General features: G+C 41.0%; 16 protein-coding genes. 9 read left to right on the top strand and 7 right to left on the bottom strand.

Going from position 1 to position 17467, the window contains the following annotated elements; translation table 11 throughout:
• Window positions 1–5 precede the first annotated feature (5 nt).
• On the bottom strand, window positions 6–797 hold the full coding sequence (locus tag WAA15_RS07535) for a succinate dehydrogenase cytochrome b subunit (RefSeq protein WP_337042102.1): 792 nt from the start codon (window positions 795–797) through the stop codon (window positions 6–8).
• Between the two features lie 268 nt (window positions 798–1065).
• Here WAA15_RS07535 and WAA15_RS07530 point away from each other — a divergent pair, with 268 nt between their 5' ends.
• From WAA15_RS07530 to WAA15_RS07500, 7 genes are all read left to right on the top strand, one after another.
• Window positions 1066–3951 carry a gliding motility-associated C-terminal domain-containing protein gene (locus tag WAA15_RS07530; protein WP_337042101.1) on the top strand — a complete coding sequence of 962 codons (2886 nt, stop codon included), beginning with the start codon at window positions 1066–1068 and terminating at the stop codon, window positions 3949–3951.
• 119 nt (window positions 3952–4070) lie between these two features.
• Complete coding sequence (locus tag WAA15_RS07525) at window positions 4071–4997, top strand: LytTR family DNA-binding domain-containing protein (RefSeq protein ID WP_337042100.1); 927 nt, start codon at window positions 4071–4073, stop codon at window positions 4995–4997.
• A gap of 61 nt (window positions 4998–5058) precedes the next feature.
• Window positions 5059–5847: a helix-turn-helix domain-containing protein gene (locus WAA15_RS07520; protein ID WP_337042099.1), complete on the top strand. Its 789-nt coding sequence runs from the start codon at window positions 5059–5061 to the stop codon at window positions 5845–5847.
• 90 nt (window positions 5848–5937) lie between these two features.
• Window positions 5938–6453 carry a dihydrofolate reductase family protein gene (locus tag WAA15_RS07515; RefSeq protein WP_337042098.1) on the top strand — a complete coding sequence of 172 codons (516 nt, stop codon included), beginning with the start codon at window positions 5938–5940 and terminating at the stop codon, window positions 6451–6453.
• A 144-nt stretch (window positions 6454–6597) separates the two neighbouring features.
• On the top strand, window positions 6598–7215 hold the full coding sequence (locus WAA15_RS07510) for an HPP family protein (RefSeq protein ID WP_337042097.1): 618 nt from the start codon (window positions 6598–6600) through the stop codon (window positions 7213–7215).
• A gap of 175 nt (window positions 7216–7390) precedes the next feature.
• Window positions 7391–8617 (top strand): hypothetical protein, encoded by a 1227-nt coding sequence (locus WAA15_RS07505; RefSeq protein WP_337042096.1) that lies wholly within the window; start codon window positions 7391–7393, stop codon window positions 8615–8617.
• Window positions 8618–8648: 31 nt separating this feature from the next.
• Window positions 8649–10277 (top strand): hypothetical protein, encoded by a 1629-nt coding sequence (locus WAA15_RS07500; RefSeq protein WP_337042095.1) that lies wholly within the window; start codon window positions 8649–8651, stop codon window positions 10275–10277.
• Window positions 10278–10314: 37 nt separating this feature from the next.
• On the opposite strand, the gene WAA15_RS07495 is transcribed toward WAA15_RS07500, so the two are convergent.
• Window positions 10315–11235 (bottom strand): alpha/beta fold hydrolase, encoded by a 921-nt coding sequence (locus WAA15_RS07495; RefSeq protein WP_337042094.1) that lies wholly within the window; start codon window positions 11233–11235, stop codon window positions 10315–10317.
• A 360-nt stretch (window positions 11236–11595) separates the two neighbouring features.
• On the opposite strand from WAA15_RS07495, the gene WAA15_RS07490 reads away from it, so the two are divergent.
• Window positions 11596–12093 (top strand): hypothetical protein, encoded by a 498-nt coding sequence (locus tag WAA15_RS07490; protein WP_337042093.1) that lies wholly within the window; start codon window positions 11596–11598, stop codon window positions 12091–12093.
• A gap of 181 nt (window positions 12094–12274) precedes the next feature.
• Here WAA15_RS07490 and WAA15_RS07485 read toward each other — a convergent pair whose 3' ends face one another.
• The 5 genes from WAA15_RS07485 to rplK all read right to left on the bottom strand — a co-directional run bounded on the left by WAA15_RS07485 (window position 12275) and on the right by rplK (window position 16223).
• Window positions 12275–13720 carry a Gfo/Idh/MocA family oxidoreductase gene (locus tag WAA15_RS07485; protein ID WP_337042092.1) on the bottom strand — a complete coding sequence of 482 codons (1446 nt, stop codon included), beginning with the start codon at window positions 13718–13720 and terminating at the stop codon, window positions 12275–12277.
• A gap of 243 nt (window positions 13721–13963) precedes the next feature.
• Window positions 13964–14347 (bottom strand): 50S ribosomal protein L7/L12, encoded by a 384-nt coding sequence (rplL, locus tag WAA15_RS07480; RefSeq protein WP_337042169.1) that lies wholly within the window; start codon window positions 14345–14347, stop codon window positions 13964–13966.
• Between the two features lie 123 nt (window positions 14348–14470).
• Window positions 14471–15004, bottom strand: a complete 534-nt coding sequence (rplJ, locus tag WAA15_RS07475; protein ID WP_337042091.1) for a 50S ribosomal protein L10 — start codon at window positions 15002–15004, stop codon at window positions 14471–14473.
• Window positions 15005–15006: 2 nt separating this feature from the next.
• Window positions 15007–15705 carry a 50S ribosomal protein L1 gene (rplA, locus tag WAA15_RS07470; protein WP_337042090.1) on the bottom strand — a complete coding sequence of 233 codons (699 nt, stop codon included), beginning with the start codon at window positions 15703–15705 and terminating at the stop codon, window positions 15007–15009.
• A gap of 80 nt (window positions 15706–15785) precedes the next feature.
• A complete protein-coding gene (gene rplK / locus WAA15_RS07465) occupies window positions 15786–16223 on the bottom strand; it encodes a 50S ribosomal protein L11 (RefSeq protein WP_337042089.1) in 438 nt (145 codons plus the stop codon).
• 488 nt (window positions 16224–16711) lie between these two features.
• On the opposite strand from rplK, the gene WAA15_RS07460 reads away from it, so the two are divergent.
• The gene (locus WAA15_RS07460; protein WP_337042088.1) at window positions 16712–17398 is read left to right on the top strand and encodes a response regulator transcription factor; all 687 of its coding nucleotides are present in this window, start codon (window positions 16712–16714) and stop codon (window positions 17396–17398) included.
• Window positions 17399–17467 lie beyond the last annotated feature (69 nt).

Raw genomic sequence — 17467 nt, 5'->3', positions numbered from 1 at the left:
GAGAATCAATTACCCATTAAATGTTTTACATAAAAGAAAATTGGCATTGCTGCAAAACCAACAGGAATGGCAATAGCAAAAACCCACGTGCTAATAAACTTAACCAGCGGCGTATATTTCGGGTGATTCCAGCCTAAAGTCTGGAAGGCACTCTGAAACCCGTGGTACAAGTGAAACCCAACAGCAAACATACCTATTATGTAAAGAAATACCCATAAAGGATTCTGAAAAACAACCGAAACCTGTTTGTATAAGTCTTTTACAACCACAATGCGCATTCCTGCCTCAGGGCTGGTTATATCAATCTTCTTAACAGTCTGGGTATATTCTTTTGGCATCTGTTCTGATACTACCTGCCCAGTAACTACATTTTCCATGTACTTTACGTAAGGTAGTGGCTCATTATGGTACTTATACCAGAAATCACCCATGTGAACAACAATGTAAACCAGTAGAATTGTTCCTAAAATAGCCATATTACGGCTCGACCAAGAAGAGGCGTTTTTGAAAACTGCGTACCTTACCGAACGTGCTTTGCGGTTCTGATACTCCAGATACAAACCCCAGAAGGCATGAAACAGAATAAAAAAGTAGTTAAAATACGAAATTGCTTTTATGAGAGGAAACGAGGTCATGAAAACCGCATAAGTATTAAATGAATACCCTCCATCATCTTTAAAAAGTTGTAAATTACCCGTAAGATGTACTACTAGAAAAGTACAAAGAAAAAGCCCTGTGAGCGACATCAGAACCTTTTTTCCTATCGAGCTTGATAGTGTTTTTGTAAGCCAAGACATACTTTATTCCAGTTTGAAAACTAAAAATTCAATTATTTGAAAACTAGATAAAAATACTTAGAAAAGTACAATTAGTTTCGCGGGTCAAAAGTAAGCCACAAACTATTTAGAATCAATAAAAATAATGTCCTTTTTTATTAAATAATTATATACTAAAAAAACAAAGGACTTGTTTTGTAAGAATGTTTTCAAATTCTAATCAGAATATACACAACGAAAGCGATTTTTTTTCGTTTATATTTACGGACAATCCTAATTCAAGAAGCTTATGAAGGCGTTGAAATTTACTTTATTTTCCTTTATTTTCAGTTTTTTTGCAATAATACAGGCGCAGGCCACCCACTTGCGTGCCGGTGAAATTACAGCTAAAAGAATTTCATCAGGCAACAATAATGCCCTTACGTATCGTATTACTTTAACTACATATACCGACCAGATTAACGGCGTGCAGGCCAATGAAGGGGCTAACTTTGTAAAATTCTCGTTCGGCATTGCCGGTGCTCCTTTATATGATGTAAAGCGTAAGAAGAAATTCCTGATAAACTCAGGTACTATGTGCAATGTATATGATACTACATTTACATTTCCGGCACAAGGGCGATATACTATTTCCTGTGGTATCTCGAACAGAAACGCCAATACTGTTAACCTGCAAGGGCCTACCGACCAGATTAGCTTTTTTGTAGAAACAACCATTGTTGTAAATGCTGCGCTGGGACTGAACCAAACACCAGTTTTATTGAATATTCCTGTTGATACGGCCGGTGTTGGTAAAAAGTTTATTCATAATCCGGGTGCTTTCGATGCTGACGGCGACAGTCTGGCGTATCGGCTCACGGCTCCCAAGCGAGACTTTGGCGATGGCACAGGCGTAGGAGATTTTGCAGCCGGTTATAAAGACCCCGCTACCTTAGGACAACCCAACCTGAGCGAGACAGGCGGCCCCTCTACCTTTAAAATAGACCCCATAACCGGAGACCTCATCTGGGATGCCCCCGGCAGGTTGTCTGTTAACCAATATCAGGTTAATGTGGCATTTATTGTAGAAGAATGGCGGAAAGGAAGCAATGGCGTGTATACAAAAATTGGGGAGATTACCCGCGATATGCAAATTATTGTGGTTGAGACACCTAATAAACGACCCATTCTGACCGTGCCCTCACCGATATGCGTAGAAGCAGGGCAAAAAATAGAATTTAAAGTAACGGCCGTAGATGCCGATAACAATAATATTAAAATCTCTACCAACAGTGGTGTTTATAACCGTGATGCCAGTGGTGCCGTTGATTTTGTGGCTCCGAAAGAAGCCACGTTTACCCCACTGAATGCTACACAGAAAAGCCCCGCCGAAGGTACTTTCACTTGGGAAACCAACTGTAAACATGTACGGGAGCAACCTTATGATGTTGTATTTAAGGTAGAGGACTTCCCCGGCCGAACGGCCGTGCAGCTTACCGACCTCAAGACGGTCAGGATAAGAGTTATTCCTCCACGACCAAGAGGGTTGGTAGCTAAAAATACCGAAAGAGGTGTTGAACTTAGCTGGCAACAATACCCAAACTGTAATATTCCTGATGAAAACGCCGAAATTGTTATTTACAGAAAACAGGGTTGTTCAAACTATATCCCTGCGCAATGTCAGGTAGGTTTACCCGCTAGTTTAGGCTTTGTTGAGGTAGCCAGAGTTTCGGTAAAAGATACTTTTTTCCTCGATACCAAAGCACAGAATGGGGTTATTTATAGTTATAGTCTGGTGGCAAATCTTGCTATGTCTGACTTCGTTTCGATGCCGAGTGTGCCTTCAAACGAGGCTTGTATCGGCAGCGAGATTCCGCAGAGAGCTCCGGTAATAACCAATGTTACTGTTGACAAAACCGATGCTCAGACCGGACAAATCACTGTAAAATGGACACGTCCTTTAAACTTTGACTCGACCGATACACAAGGGCCTTATGCGTATAAACTTTACAGAGCCACAGGCATAAGCGGCGGAACATTTCAGCTAATAGCTACCATTGCAACAAAAGTAAATAAAGCAGCCGATACCGTTTTTGTAGATACAAACCTGAACACCGTACAAAATGGGTATACCTACAAAGTAGGTTTTGTTTACGCTAATGACAGACCACTGGCCGAAAGCCAAGTGGCTAGTAGCGTAAGGTTAACAACTGCCTCGGATGCCCAAAAAGTACGTTTATCGTGGCAGGCGAATGTGCCGTGGAGCAACGATAACCGCAAACACAGAATTTACAGAGAAGATAAAAACAAACCAGGCACGTTCTATATAATAGCCGAAGTAGCTGTGCAAGCCGTAAATACATTTACTTATGTAGATGACGGCATTGACAGGTTTGCCGACGATGGCATAAATACAATAACGTTAAAAATAGATAGTACTTACTGTTATAAAGTAGAAACCGTTGGTGCGTATGCACGTTTGCCTCAGTTTGGTATACTAATGAATATGTCGCAGGTGGCTTGTGGAGTACCCATTGATAACACACCGCCTTGCCCGCCAGTACTGACAATTGATGACCTGAATTGCGAAACCCTCGACCGTGAAGCTATCTGTGAGTCGAGCAGTTTAAGCAATAAACTTCAATGGACAACGCCTGTGAGTTCGGGTAATGTGGTTTGTCGGAAAGACATAATCAAGTACAATGTTTATTATGCCCGCTATAAAGAAGAAACACCGCGTTTACTGGCAGCCATTGATAAGCCAACGCCACCCGAAACCTCTTTTACTCATAACCGCACCTTGCAGGAAGGCTTTGCCGGATGCTATTATGTAACGGCTGTAAATAGCCTGAACATTGAAAGTGGGCCAAGTAATGTAGTGTGTAAAGATAACTGTGCCACCGTTGTGCTGCCAAACGTATTTACCCCGAACGGCGACGGAAGAAACGATACATTTACGCCAATGACCTGCTCGGCATTTATTCAGCAGATAGATATTGAGATATACAACAGATACGGGCTGAAAGTATACGAAAGCTCAAATACCAATATTTTAAGCTGGGATGGCAAAAGCAACGCGGGCGTTGAGCTTCCTTCGGGTACTTATTTTTATGTGGCGAGGGTAACTTTACAACGCCTTGATAAAAAAGATGAAAACTCAACAACCGTTAAAGGTTGGATTGAACTCATAAGATAAATCCGATATTCTATTTATCTTTGCTATGAAACTTCGTGTTTAATCAAAACGGATGGTATAATTTTTGCCTTTTCATCCTGAAAACCTGATTAAACACGAAGCCAATACTGAATATTGCAATGAATATTTTACGTGTCCTTTCTACTACGAGTAGCCATGTTCTAAATTTTGTCAGAGAACAACTCATTGCCTTGAATGAGGCCTTCAGGTTGCCTATGGCCACTTCAATCCGTACTATGCGCGGCCTGCTCATTTGTTTGTTAGTAGGGCTATTTGTAGCCGTTGTAGCGGTAGGAGTACAGCCCTTTGGCCTTGACCTCTTTAACCATGACCAAAAAACATGGTTTTTACTAGGTTTTGGTGTAGTAGCCACTTTTGCTATGCTGATAGCTAAATTTGTGCTGCCGATTGTGTTTCCGAAGTTCTATAATCAACAACAATGGACAATCGCCAGGCAGTCGCTTCATTTTTTAGTTATTGTGCTACTGCTTACATCTTCTTTAGTAGCCTACGCTAATTTTTTTGAGATTGTATCTTACAAGGTAATTGATATCCTGAAAGTTTTTGTGTTAAGCACTATTCCTGTAATTGTTACAACCTTTATTCAGCAAAGAGTATTTCAAAATAAGTTTATGGCCTGTGCCGAAATCATCAATCAGCATTTGCATAGCCATGCAGATAAAAACACCTCACACACGCCACTGGTTTTGGTATTAGGAAAAAAAGGTGAGCAATTGAGTCTGGTGCCTAACCAACTCATTTATATAGAAAACACAGAGAATACCTCAGATATTTACTGGCAGAACTTCATGGGTGTTGAGAAAACAACCCTTCATACAGCAATTAAAGAAATCGAAAAAGAATTATCGGTTTTTCCACAGTTTGTTAGGCTACATAAAAACTTTATCATCAATATAAAGGGTATTCACCAAGTAGAAGGCGATGCCAGAGGATACCACCTCAGAATAGCCCGCAGCAGTAAAGTAATTCCTGTTTCGTGGAAGTTTCATAAAAAGCTGGAACAACTGGCCCGCCCGAATCAATAAATCATCGGGCGAAAGACTAATTACGCCCAACCAACGTGTAAATACCTCTACCACTCAGGTTATGATACTTCGGCTTTATCCTGTTATGCCAGCCCTCCAACCTTATGTGAAGGTCATTTGCACCATGGAAGGTTCATCGTCCGATAATTCATCTATCAGGGTTTTGCCCGATACCTGTGTCGAATTATTTATAAATTACAGCAGTGCGTCGTTGGCAAAGGTTACAGGCAAAAAGGTTTTTAGCCCTAGCCGTAATTTTATTGTTTCCCGCATGAATAACTTCATGGACGTAGAAATGCCGGGTAATACAGCGTTTATTTCTGTTTGTTTTTATACCGAAACCGCCTGTATGTTTTTTCCGTTACCTATGAACGAAGTGGCTAATACATTAACCAACCTGCATGATTTATGGGGTCAAGAAGCTACCGACATGGAAGAACAGGTAAACACTGTACCTCATAATGACCAGAAAGTGGCCATAGTACAGCAATACCTTCTTAAACAGCTACAAAAAAACAGAGCAGAAGATATAGTGGTAAACTACTGCTTACAGAAAATAAGGCGTGTGAAGTCGGTAAGCGAACTAGCCAATAAGGTAGGCATGAGCCAAAGACAACTAAGCAGGCGTTTCAATAATCGGTTGGGTCTTTCAACCAAAGAGTTTATGGCAGTAAACCGTTTTGTTTATTCGTTAACCCACTTAAAGCAATACCCTGCCATGAGCCTGACCGATATAGCTTATGCCAGCGGTTACTATGACCAAGCTCATTTTATTCATGACTACCATACTTTTGCAGGGCTTAGCCCCAAAGCTATCCTGACAACCCCTAATCTAATTTACTGCGAGTAATTACAGATAACGGGCTTCCGATGTCTGGTTTTTACAATTTTTTATCTTCTGAAATTCTCATTTTTGCTGTATAAAATAAACCAATTCAATATGCGTAAGTTAATATTAGGAGTAGCCGTGAGCCTTGATAGTTATATCGAAGGGCCTAATGGCGAGTATGACTGGTGTTTTACAGACCAAGACTACGGGCTGAACGAGTTCTATACAAGAATCGATACAGTATTTGTTGGCCGTAAAAGCTATGAGATGTCGTTTGGAATAGAAGGCGGTGCAGATGCTTTTCCGAAAATGAAAGAATACGTTTTTTCAAATACCCTGACATCAGTAAAAGAAGGAACTATGCTGATTTCGGGTGACATCAAGACTGCCGTAGAGAAAATAAAGCAAGAAGAAGGTAAAGACATCTGGCTTTTTGGCGGCGCAAGCCTCACCAGCACGCTGATGCAACTACACCTCGTCGACGAACTGTGGTTATCGGTACACCCGATTATTCTGGGGCAAGGCAAACCGCTTTTTCAGGATATCAAAGAAAGAACAAACCTGCAATTAGTAGAGAGTAAGGTTTATGACACGGGGCTGGTGTCGTTAAAGTATATATTTGTTTAGGGTTATAAAAGCAGGGTTTCTTTTCCTGATTGAAACCCTGTTTTTATACTAATATACTAAATCGATAGAAAAACTTTATGTTTCTTTCAGGTGTAAATGATAATGTTGTACCTTTGCCCTATAAATACGGAGTTACAACATTAGATGGTAAAGAATAAAATCAAGCGTGGGCTTAGGGTATCTCGTTATATCATTTATAAAGAGACTCTTGTCGATTTCAGAGAACACTTCTGGTCTTTCATAGGAGCTTTTGTGGGTATCGGCCTGATTGCGTTTTTCCAGAGTAAGCTACTCACACAGTTTGAAAATATATTTCTGATAGGCTCTTTCGGGGCTTCAAGTGTACTCATCTACGGAGCTATTCAAAGCCCGTTGGCTCAACCTCGCAACCTTATTGGTGGCCATGTAATTTCAGCTTTTATTGGGGTGTCTGTTTACCATTTACTGCCCGATATTCTATGGTTGTCGGCACCATTGGCTGTATCCCTTTCTATTGTTATGATGCAAATTACCAAAACCCTGCATCCGCCGGGTGGAGCCACAGCTTTAATTGCCGTGGTAGGCTCCGAAAAAATAAAGGCTTTGGGCTACTTATACGTTGTTTCTCCGGTACTGACAGGCTCACTGATACTGCTGATAGTTGCGCTCGTTTTCAATAACATGACCTCGCATCGAAAATACCCTACAAATCGGAATTTTACCCGTTATTTCATAAAAATGCTAAGAAAAACCCACAAGCGTACCCGACAAGTAGCGCAATAATACTGGTAGGTTTTCTGTATTGTTTTACCAAATATTTTCTTTGCGTGCCCGCTTATTCCGCCTGTGGTAATAGCTGCACTATTTTCAAATATTCTCTCCGCATTAATCTATTTTTTTGCCTAACTTAGGGGAATTATTGAACTTACCTGTCTTTTCTAAAAACACATCTTATTCAATGGAAACAACCGTTAATCGTTCTCTTGCTGACAAGAAAACGCTTTCCTCTACACAAGAATTTCTACTAGGCATTCCGCTTTATGTTTATGTGAGTGTAATTGCCTCCAAAATGGTTATTTTAGGTATCTTATGGGACATCGCCTGGCACATGAGCATCGGGCGAGATGGCCTTTTTTCGGCTCCCCATGTAGTTGTCTATATAGGAGCCGCCACAGCAGGTATTTTCTCTGGCTATCAGGTTCTGAAAACCTCTTTCTGGGGTAAACAGGCCGAAAAAAACAAAATGGTTAATTTCTGGGGAATTTTTTATAGTTCGCTCGGAGGGCTTTTCTGTATCTGGGGCGGCATTGCTGCGCTTACTTCTGCCCCTTTCGACGACTGGTGGCATAGTGCCTATGGGCTTGATGTACAGATTTTTTCTCCACCGCATACAGTGCTTTTATTAGGGCTAATGGGCGTACAGATTGGAGCCATGATGTCGGTGCTGGCTATTCTGAACAGAAAAGAGCAAATAGCCTCTTTCACGGCTGAACAAAACAAGGCAAGAAATAAACGTTTACAATGGATGTTCGTTCTGACGGCCGGATTTTTTATAACTACTATTTTTACTACGCTTTCGGAGTTTCTGGGGCGGTGGGATATGCACAATGTTTCTTTCTATCAGATTGGTAGTGTTGCTTTTCCGTTTTGTTTGTTAGCTACTGCGCGGGGGGCGGGCATGAAGTGGGGCGCTACCTATATTGCTATAACTTTTATGGTGTTTCACTGGGCGGTTAATGCCACGTTACGGTTGTTTCCGGCCGAACCCCTGCTAGGGCCTATCCATAATAAAATTACTACTTACCAAACGCTTGGGTTTCCGTTATTAATGGTTTTTCCGGCTTTTGTTATAGACTGGCTCAGACATAAACTACAAGCCACCAACGACTGGTGGTTGTCGGTAATACTTGGGCTGGCATATCTTCTTACTTTCTTTGCTATTCATTATCCTTTCGGATATTTCATTCTTGAGTCGCCGTTGGCGCGTAACTGGTTCTGGGGAAGCTACTCATGGACCTTTCAGAACGACCCTGATTGGGAGTTCAGGTATAAGTTTGTCGATTGGAACACTACCGTAGGGTTGGCTAACTGGGTTATGGGCTTAGGTATAGCCCTGTTGCTCAGTATATTTTCAACACGGATTGGCCTCGCATGGGGTAAATGGATGAAACAAGTACAACGCTAAACTTATCAATCATACTTTTATTTTGAAACCAATGTTTTTAAGAAAAATAACAGCTTTTCTGCTGCTTACCTGTGGGTTGGTAGGTCAGGCAAAGGCACATATAGGTAGTGCAGGTATCGTACAGGAAGGTAAAGCCGGAAATTATCATATACAAGTATATGTTGAACCCCCTGACGTGATTCCGGGCATTGCCAAAGTTTCGGTTTCGGTTGATGGAACTGATATTGAAAATGTAAGAATCAGCCCGATTTATTACTGGACAGGCGACGAAGGCTCACCCCGATTTGATGAAGCCCTGCCTGTGGCTGGCGAAACAGGCCGCTATGAAGGTCAGATATGGCTCATGGAGAGCGGTGCCGCCAGTGTAAAGGTTATTATTGAAGGAAAACGCGGAACAGGCGAAACCCTGATTCCGATTGCTGCCATTGCAACGGCCAAGCGCGATTTACCACCCTCGCTAGGGTGGATTCTTGCTGGGTTAGCGGTGCTTCTGGTGGGTATCCTGACTACTATTATCGGGGCTAGCACCAGTGATAGCCTCCTGAAACCCGGTGAACAAAGCAATAAAAACTTCAAGCGTCGGCGTGCAGTTGGGTCAACGGTTGGGTTGAGTTTCTGCGGGCTTTTGCTTTTTGTAGGAAATAACTGGTGGAGTAATTTATCGAGAGATTACAAAGATAGTTTCATGTATAAGCCCTATACGGCTACCTCTGCTATAAAAATAGAAAATGCGCAAAGGGTATTAACTTTTAAAATTGATTCAAGTTCTGTTCAGGAGCGGTGGACAAGCTATGTGATTCCTGACCACGGCAAACTTATGCACCTATTTCTGGTAAGGCAAGGCACTATGGATGCTTTCGCCCACTTGCATCCGTCAAGAAAAGATACCCTTACCTTTGAAGCACCTTTGCCCAATTTACCTGCCGGCAAATACCTCGTTTTTGCTGATATTCTACGTTTTCATGGCTTGCAGTACACCATTGCTGACACCGTTGATATTCCGGCCTTAAAAATTACGCAGGAAAGTGCCGAAAAACATACCGGAGATTCGGACGATACGTATATCGTCACTAATCCGATTAACAAAAAGTTGCCAGCCGTACAAGATGCCAGTATTACTATTTGCGGGCAGCCCGGCATAAAAACACCAGTGCAGGATGGTTCGAGTATCATCTGGGAAGAAAAACCAAATCAGGTGCTGAAAGCAGGGCAGGTATATGATTTAAAGTTTTCGGTGATAGCCCCTGACGGAAAACCTGCCGAATTGCAGCCGTATCTAGGTATGATGGGGCACGCAGCCATTTTAAAAGAAGATGGTTCAGTTTACATACATCTGCACCCGAACGGTACGTTCTCGGCTACCTCGCAGCAGGTAATGGAAAAACGTGTAAAGGAAACCGTAAATCCAAGCCGCAGGTTAAGTAACGCTAAAAAATTCAGAGATAGCGTAGACCATGTTTTAGCGCAGTTACAGACCATGACCGAAGAAGAACGCGACAAATGGTTGATGGGCAACATGAAGCATGAATCGGGCGGGCATCATGGTGGAAGCGTAACCCTGCCGTATGTTTTTCCGAGCGCAGGTAATTACCGAATCTGGTTGCAAGTTAAACGAAATGGCAAGATTCTGACAGGAGCCTTTGATGCCAAAGTAATATAAAACTAATAAGGTGGAGCTTAGCTCCACCTTATTAGTTTTATTTAGGTTTGTTTATATTTTTAATAACCTGTGCCAGTAAAGAATTAAACTTATCGGGTTTTTCGAGCATCGGGTAATGGCCTGTTTTACCTACATCCATTAAATAACACCTGATACCATTATTCTTAAAAGCCATGGTGTCGGTTTTATTGGCAGAGCTATTAATTAAGTATAGCGGAATATCAAGCCTTCTGAGTTTAGTATTGATGGGATAATTGCCGTTTTGCTCCAGACAAGTCAACGAAATGGTCGAATCAGCACCGGCAATATCATCCAATACCTTTTTGCGGATTTCTTTTGGTGTTGAAGCCACAAACAAAGCCTGATTGGCAAACGATGTAACCATTTTTTTGTAATGGGCATGGGCAGCCTGAAAAAATGCTTCTGTTTCTTTCTTCGACTCAGGTGTTTCTTCTGCCCCGAAATTGTTAAAATTATCAATACCTACAATACCAATTACACGTGCCGGATTATTCAATGCCGTTTCCAGCACAATAGCCCCACTCATAGAATGGCCTATTAATACAACTCTTTTCAGGTCGAGCGTATTTAGCACCGCCGAAACATCTTTTGCATAGTCTTCTACTGTCCAGCTTGTTCTGTTTTTACCCGACTCGCCAAAACCCGGTAAATCAAGCGCAACAACACGATATTTTTTAGCGAAAAAAGGCGTTTGTTTCTCCCAGTAAGTGCGGTTAATACCCCAGCCATGTACAAAAACCAGCGTAGTGTCTCCTTTTTTGCTGTCGTCGTATTTGATAACGACACCTTTGTTTTCGACCTTGATGTTCTCAAGCACCGTCGTTTTTTTAGTAGTGTCAGTAGAGAATGAGAGTGTGTTAGAACTTGTAGTAGTATTACCACAAGAAAGTTGTAAACCTGCTAAAAGGCCTATAAATATTTTATGGAAGGTCTTCATGCGTGTGTTTAAATAGAAATTAGACAATGTACTTTATGGGTTAGTGTAAAAATTTATGCCATACCGAATGTAGCGCTGCAATGGTTGAGCAATATTACAGTAAGTTTCAAAAAAATAACTGAGTAAATTTCTTGAGGCAAGACCCTTCATCCGATAGGCTGGTTTCAAAGAAACGCTAATTCTGCTGTTTATGTTCAATAAACGTATATAGGTTTATTAAAATTTAAATTATTTTTAATCCTTCTAGGCTCTCGGAGAGTTAAAGCAAGCAAAATGGGCTTCAGAAAAATATAAAGCCATTGTCTATTTATGCGTTGGTGTTTGTTTCAACAAAACAATAATTATTAAATAATAAAAATTATGGGACTAAATGTTCGAGGAGTTGCAACGAGTATTAAAACTGACAACATTATAGAATTAATAACTTTAATGGGGCTTGACACACCCATTAAGGTTGAAACAACCTATTTTGAAAATGCTATTTCAAACGAAATAGAGAGAAATGAGATATTTTTGACTGTTACTAAAAACGGGACAATCTTGCTATTTGGAGATGAAATGTCAACAGAAGAAACCTCACTAGATGCGTTTTCTGAAAACGGAAAAGCATTGAGTTTTATGATTTCTGAAACAGGTATGTTTTTTGGATTCGACTATTATGAAAATGGTGAACTACTGCGAAGCGTCGTAAATTTGGAAGGTGAAAATGTACAAGAAGAAGGAGAATCTTTGGAAATTGAGGAAAATAAAGACGATTATACCGAAATTATTTGTAGTATAATGGAAGATGTTTGTGGTGGAAGTATTTATTCCGTTGAACCTAATCAGAAGGCAGTGAGGTACAAAATAGTCAGATAGATAACAAACTGCTACCGTTTCAACAACAACATTTAGCACTGATAAGCTCTAAAAATAAGCTAAAGGTATAATAAAACAAGGCTTATTACCAGACAAATAAACCCCCTCGTATTGTAACAAACGAGGGGGAATAGTTATAGGCTTTCGTTTTTTTGAAAGCCTTTTTATATAAATGCAAGGCTTATATCCAACCTCCGGCACGATACTCTCTTCTTACAAAAGCATTGGCAGGGTCAAAGTTGGTAATTTTCATATTGGCTCCATCCCACAAGAGTTTTTTACGACCAATAAATTTATTTTTGGCATCACGAAGCAGGAACGAACGAACAGCCAGATTTCCCATCAGAACGGTTTCTGTTAGTGGGCCTGCCTGATCGAACGACGAACTCGTGTAGGTACCATAACCAGCTTTGCAGGCTTTTACCCATTGTTGTTGATGTCCTTCGGTATCACCTTCAACCAAAGGGCGTTTAGGGGCCGGAAGTTTCACGTTCAGGAACTTCGACTCAGGGAAGAATTTAGGGTTATTGCCAAACAATTCAGTTGCCAGAATCCCTTTACTGCCGATAAACAATATTCCACCATCTATGTTGGCAAATACTTTGTCATAATCGCAGCCATCGGGTAATTGTGGACGAATGCCGCCGTCGTACCACGATAAGCTGATTTCTTTAAACTGTTTACCCTTAGGATTCGGGAATTTAAGGTGGATGGAAGCCGACGGAGGGCAAACATCATCATAGAATGCCTCTTTGAAGAAATCGGCATATACCTGCCCAACCGAACACTCTACCGAAGTAGGGTAGCTTAGTTTTAAGGCACGGAAAGGTACATCAATAAAATGGCAACCCATATCGCCTAGCGCACCAGTGCCAAAATCCCAGTATCCACGCCAGCGGAAAGGCATATAGGCTTCGTGGTAGTCACGCATAGGGGCTGTGCCAAGCCATAGATTCCAGTCTACTTCGCTCGGAATCGGCTGTTTTTCGCCTCTGTCTTTAGGCGACTGTACCCCTTGCGGCCATACGGGGCGGTTTGTCCATACTTCTACACTTTGCACGTCTCCAATGAGGCCATCCTGAATAATAGCTTCCGTAATGCGGGTTCCTTTTCCGCTACTGCCCTGATTCCCCATTTGTGTAACCAGTTTATATTTTTTGGCTGCTTCTGTTAACTGGCGTGCCTCCCAGATGTCGTGGGTTAAAGGTTTTTCCACGTACACATGTTTTCCTAGCTGCATGGCTGTCATGGCTACGGGGTAGTGCATGTGGTCGGGAGTACTTACAATAACGGCATCAATGTTTTTGGCCTCTTTTTCAAGCATCTGGCGGTAATCTTTGTAATAAGGTGCATTCGGGAACTGAGCGCGGTATTTTTTCGACATACGGTCATCAACATCGCACAGGGCCACAAAGTTGTCAGTACCATTATTATAAGCGAGGCGAATATTCACATCGGCTTTGCCGCCACAACCTACGGCCGCAATATTCAGTTTATCGCTTGGAGCAATAAAGCCTTTGCCCAGCACGTGGCGTGGTACAATCATAAACCCTGCTGAGGCTAAACTGGCACTTTTAATGAAATTACGCCTTGAGGAAGGGTTTTGTTGTTTTTTTGAGTTTTTCATAGGTAAATAGAGGTTTGAAAGAGGTTTATCTGCTAATACGCCTGAAATGAGAAATCGGGTAGAAAAGTACAAAATATTATTTAAAATCGTAAGCAAAAAGCAGACGTATTTTGGTTGGGTAAGTATCAGAAAACGATTGATGTAGGCAGTAGTTGTAAAGAATGAGTGGGGTGTTTTAGCTTAATAAAAACACAAAAGCCCGAAAGGTTACTTTCGGGCTTTGTTTGGTATGTGTCAGTAAAATTATTTTACTTCTACTTCTGCACCAGCTTCTTCTAGAGATTTTTTCAAACCTTCAGCTTCGTCTTTAGCAACACCTTCTTTCAATGGTTTCGGAGCAGCATCAACTAAATCTTTAGCTTCTTTCAAGCCAAGGCCAGTAAGGTCTTTAACTAATTTCACAACTTGAAGTTTGTTAGGACCAGCAGCTTTCAAGATTACGTCGAAAGATGTTTTTTCAACAGGAGCTTCAGCAGCTTCGCCACCACCAACAGCACCAGCTACCATAACTGGAGCAGCAGCTGCAGGCTCGATACCATACTCATCTTTCAATATTTGTGCTAATTCGTTTACTTCTTTTACAGTCAAATTTACTAATTGTTCTGCAAATGCTTTCAAATCTGCCATTTTTGTATAGAATTTAAAAGTTAATACTTGTTTTTGATAAATGATTTTGAATTTAATATCAGCCAGTATAGCTGATGTGTGTTTACTGTATATAGCCATTGCTGGCTAAAGCCTGTAAACGAATTAGGCTGCTTCTTTCTCTGACAAAGTCTTGAGAATACCAGCCAATTTGTTGCCACCGCTTTGCAAGCCAGAAATAACATTTTTGGCAGGTGATTGCAACAAACCGATAATTTCGCCAATCAATTCTTGCTTTGACTTCAAGTTCAACAACGTATCCAGTTGGTCGTGGCCGATGAACAAAGCTGAATCAACCGATGCACCTTTTAATTTGATGCTATCTTTGTTTGCTTTAAGGAAATCCTTAATCAATTTTGCAGCTACTTTGCCCGACTCATCGTGGAACATTACACCTGAAAAACCTTTAAGAACAGTTCCATCAAACGACGAATAATCGGTATCTGATTTTTCCAGAGCCTTGCTGATAAGTGTATTTTTCACTACACGATACTCAATACCACGCTCGAAACACAAACGACGTAATTCATTGGTTTTAGCAACGTTCAGTCCGCTTGCATCGGTGATATAGAAGTAAGGGGTAGCTGCAAATTTCTCTGCAAGCTCTTCAATTATTGCTCCTTTTTCTTCTTTTGTCATGATTACAATCCATTAATGGTGGTTTTGTCGACTTGAATACCAGGCCCCATTGTGCTTGCAAGAGCTATGCTTTTCACATAAGTTCCTTTAGCAGAAGATGGTTTCAATTTCAACAAAGTTTGAATCAATTCTGTAGCGTTGTCAGCTAATTTCTCAGGTGAGAAAGAAACTTTACCGATGGAAGCGTGAATGATACCAGTTTTATCAACTTTGAAGTCGATTTTACCAGCTTTCACCTCTTTTACTGCAGTTGCTACGTCGAGCGTTACAGTACCAGACTTAGGGTTTGGCATTAATCCGCGAGGACCGAGGATTTTACCTAATTTACCAAGTTTGGCCATAACAGTTGGCATCGTGATAATCACGTCGATGTCAGTCCAGCCTTGTTCGATTTTCTGAATGTACTCGTCTAGACCTACATAGTCAGCTCCGGCAGCTTTTGCGTCAGCTTCTTTATCAGGTGTACACAATACCAATACACGAACAGTTTTACCAGTTCCGTGTGGTAATGCAACTACACCACGCACCATTTGGTCAGCTTTACGAGGGTCAACGCCCAAACGAACGTGAACGTCTACCGAAGAATCGAATTTAGTGTATGAAATTTGCTTCAAGATATCAGCCGCATCTTTAAGAGAGTAGGCTTTTGAAGCATCATACTTCGACATCGCTTCTTTTCTTTTTTTGGTCAGTTTTGCCATTTTTTTGGTTGGTTATAGCGTTATGCCTGTGCATAACTCCCATGAATAAATAATGAATGATATTGTATCATTCGGTTGTTTTAAAACGGTGCGTTGCCTGTAATGGTAATACCCATGTTTTTGGCAGTACCGGCAATCATCTTCATTGCTGACTCAACAGTAAAGCAATTCAGGTCTGGCATTTTGGTTTCGGCAATAGTTTTTACCTGATCCCAAGAAACCGAACCTACTTTTTTACGGTTAGGCTGGTCAGAACCTGTTTTGATTTTAGCTGCTTCTAACAGCATGATAGCAGCGGGTGGAGTTTTGATAGCAAACTCAAACGACTTGTCAGTAAAGTAAGTAATTACTACTGGCAACACCATACCCATTTTGTCTTGAGTACGGGCGTTGAATTGTTTACAAAATTCCATGATGTTCAAGCCTTTAGAACCCAATGCCGGACCAATTGGTGGTGAAGGGTTAGCCTGACCGCCTTTTACCTGAAGTTTCACATATCCTGCGATGTCTTTCGCCATTGTCTTTCAGATTTTAAGGAATTTTACAAAAAGATTTGAGTTGAATCATGAAGAAAGGCTCACATTCCTGCCTCATAATCAATCATTTCAGTTGATTTTGGTTCAGAAACTTCGCCTTTTATCAGGGGAAGCGACACCGTGTGAATAGGTATCAAGATAAAGACTGATTTCTGCCGATAAGATATGTATTAACACACCTTTTGAAAATCGGACTGCAAAATTAGAGGTTTCATTTTTCTTTTACAAAAAAAACAACAAGTATTTTCAAAAAAATGTGCAAATAAACCAATATGGCCTTCCGGCAACAAATACCTTGATAATAAACAGCTTAGCCCCTTGCCAGCCTTTTAATTATACCGCAGGTTTTCGGGTAAAAATGCTATAAAACAGGGCTGTAAGCTACCTTTCAATAAGATTTAACATTGGCTTAACACACCTAACGATTTTTTAATCATAACTTTGCAGCACACTAATTGAAAAACGCCTTTATGAGTTTTGCTCACCGTGTTTTAGTAGTTGATGATGAAGCTGATATTGTGGAGTTATTAAGCTATAACCTTGAAAAAGAAGGTTATAAAGTTGCTACCGCCCCTGACGGCAAAAAAGCTATTGAAGTTGCCCGCGAGTTTCTGCCAGATTTAGTTATTCTTGATATTATGATGCCGTATCTGGATGGTATCGAAGTAGGGCGAACTCTACGCTCAATGCCCGAAATGAAGAATATCTATATTCTTTACCTGACTGCCCGCTCTGAAGAATATTCCGAAATTGCGGCCTTTGAAGTAGGTGCCGACGACTACATTACCAAGCCAATAAAGCCACGTGCTTTAATGAGCCGGATTAACGCTTTCTTCCGCCGCGAAGCACAGAAAACAGACACAAGCGATACCCTCGAAGTAGCAGGGCTGCACATTAACCGCCAGAATTATACAGTTACCAAGTCAGACGGTAGTACGGTTGTACTGCCCAAAAAAGAATTTGAACTGCTTTTCTTCCTTGCGCAATATCCGAACAAAGTATTTAGCCGTGATGAAATCCTTCAGAAAATCTGGGGAGTTGATATTTTCGTGGTTGAACGTACCATTGACGTGCATATCCGTAAAGTACGTGAAAAAGTTGGCGAAAACTATATCAAAACGCTGAAAGGTGTAGGATATATGTTTACAGATGAATAATAAATCTGTGAGATAAGAAATAATTATCGGTTAACTTTGCCAGAAGTAACTGATAATTTAACCATTCAT

The organism is Emticicia sp. 17c, assembly GCF_037153985.1.
Classification (GTDB): Bacteria; Bacteroidota; Bacteroidia; order Cytophagales; family Spirosomataceae; genus Emticicia.
This window is presented reverse-complemented; position numbering and strand designations above follow the sequence as displayed.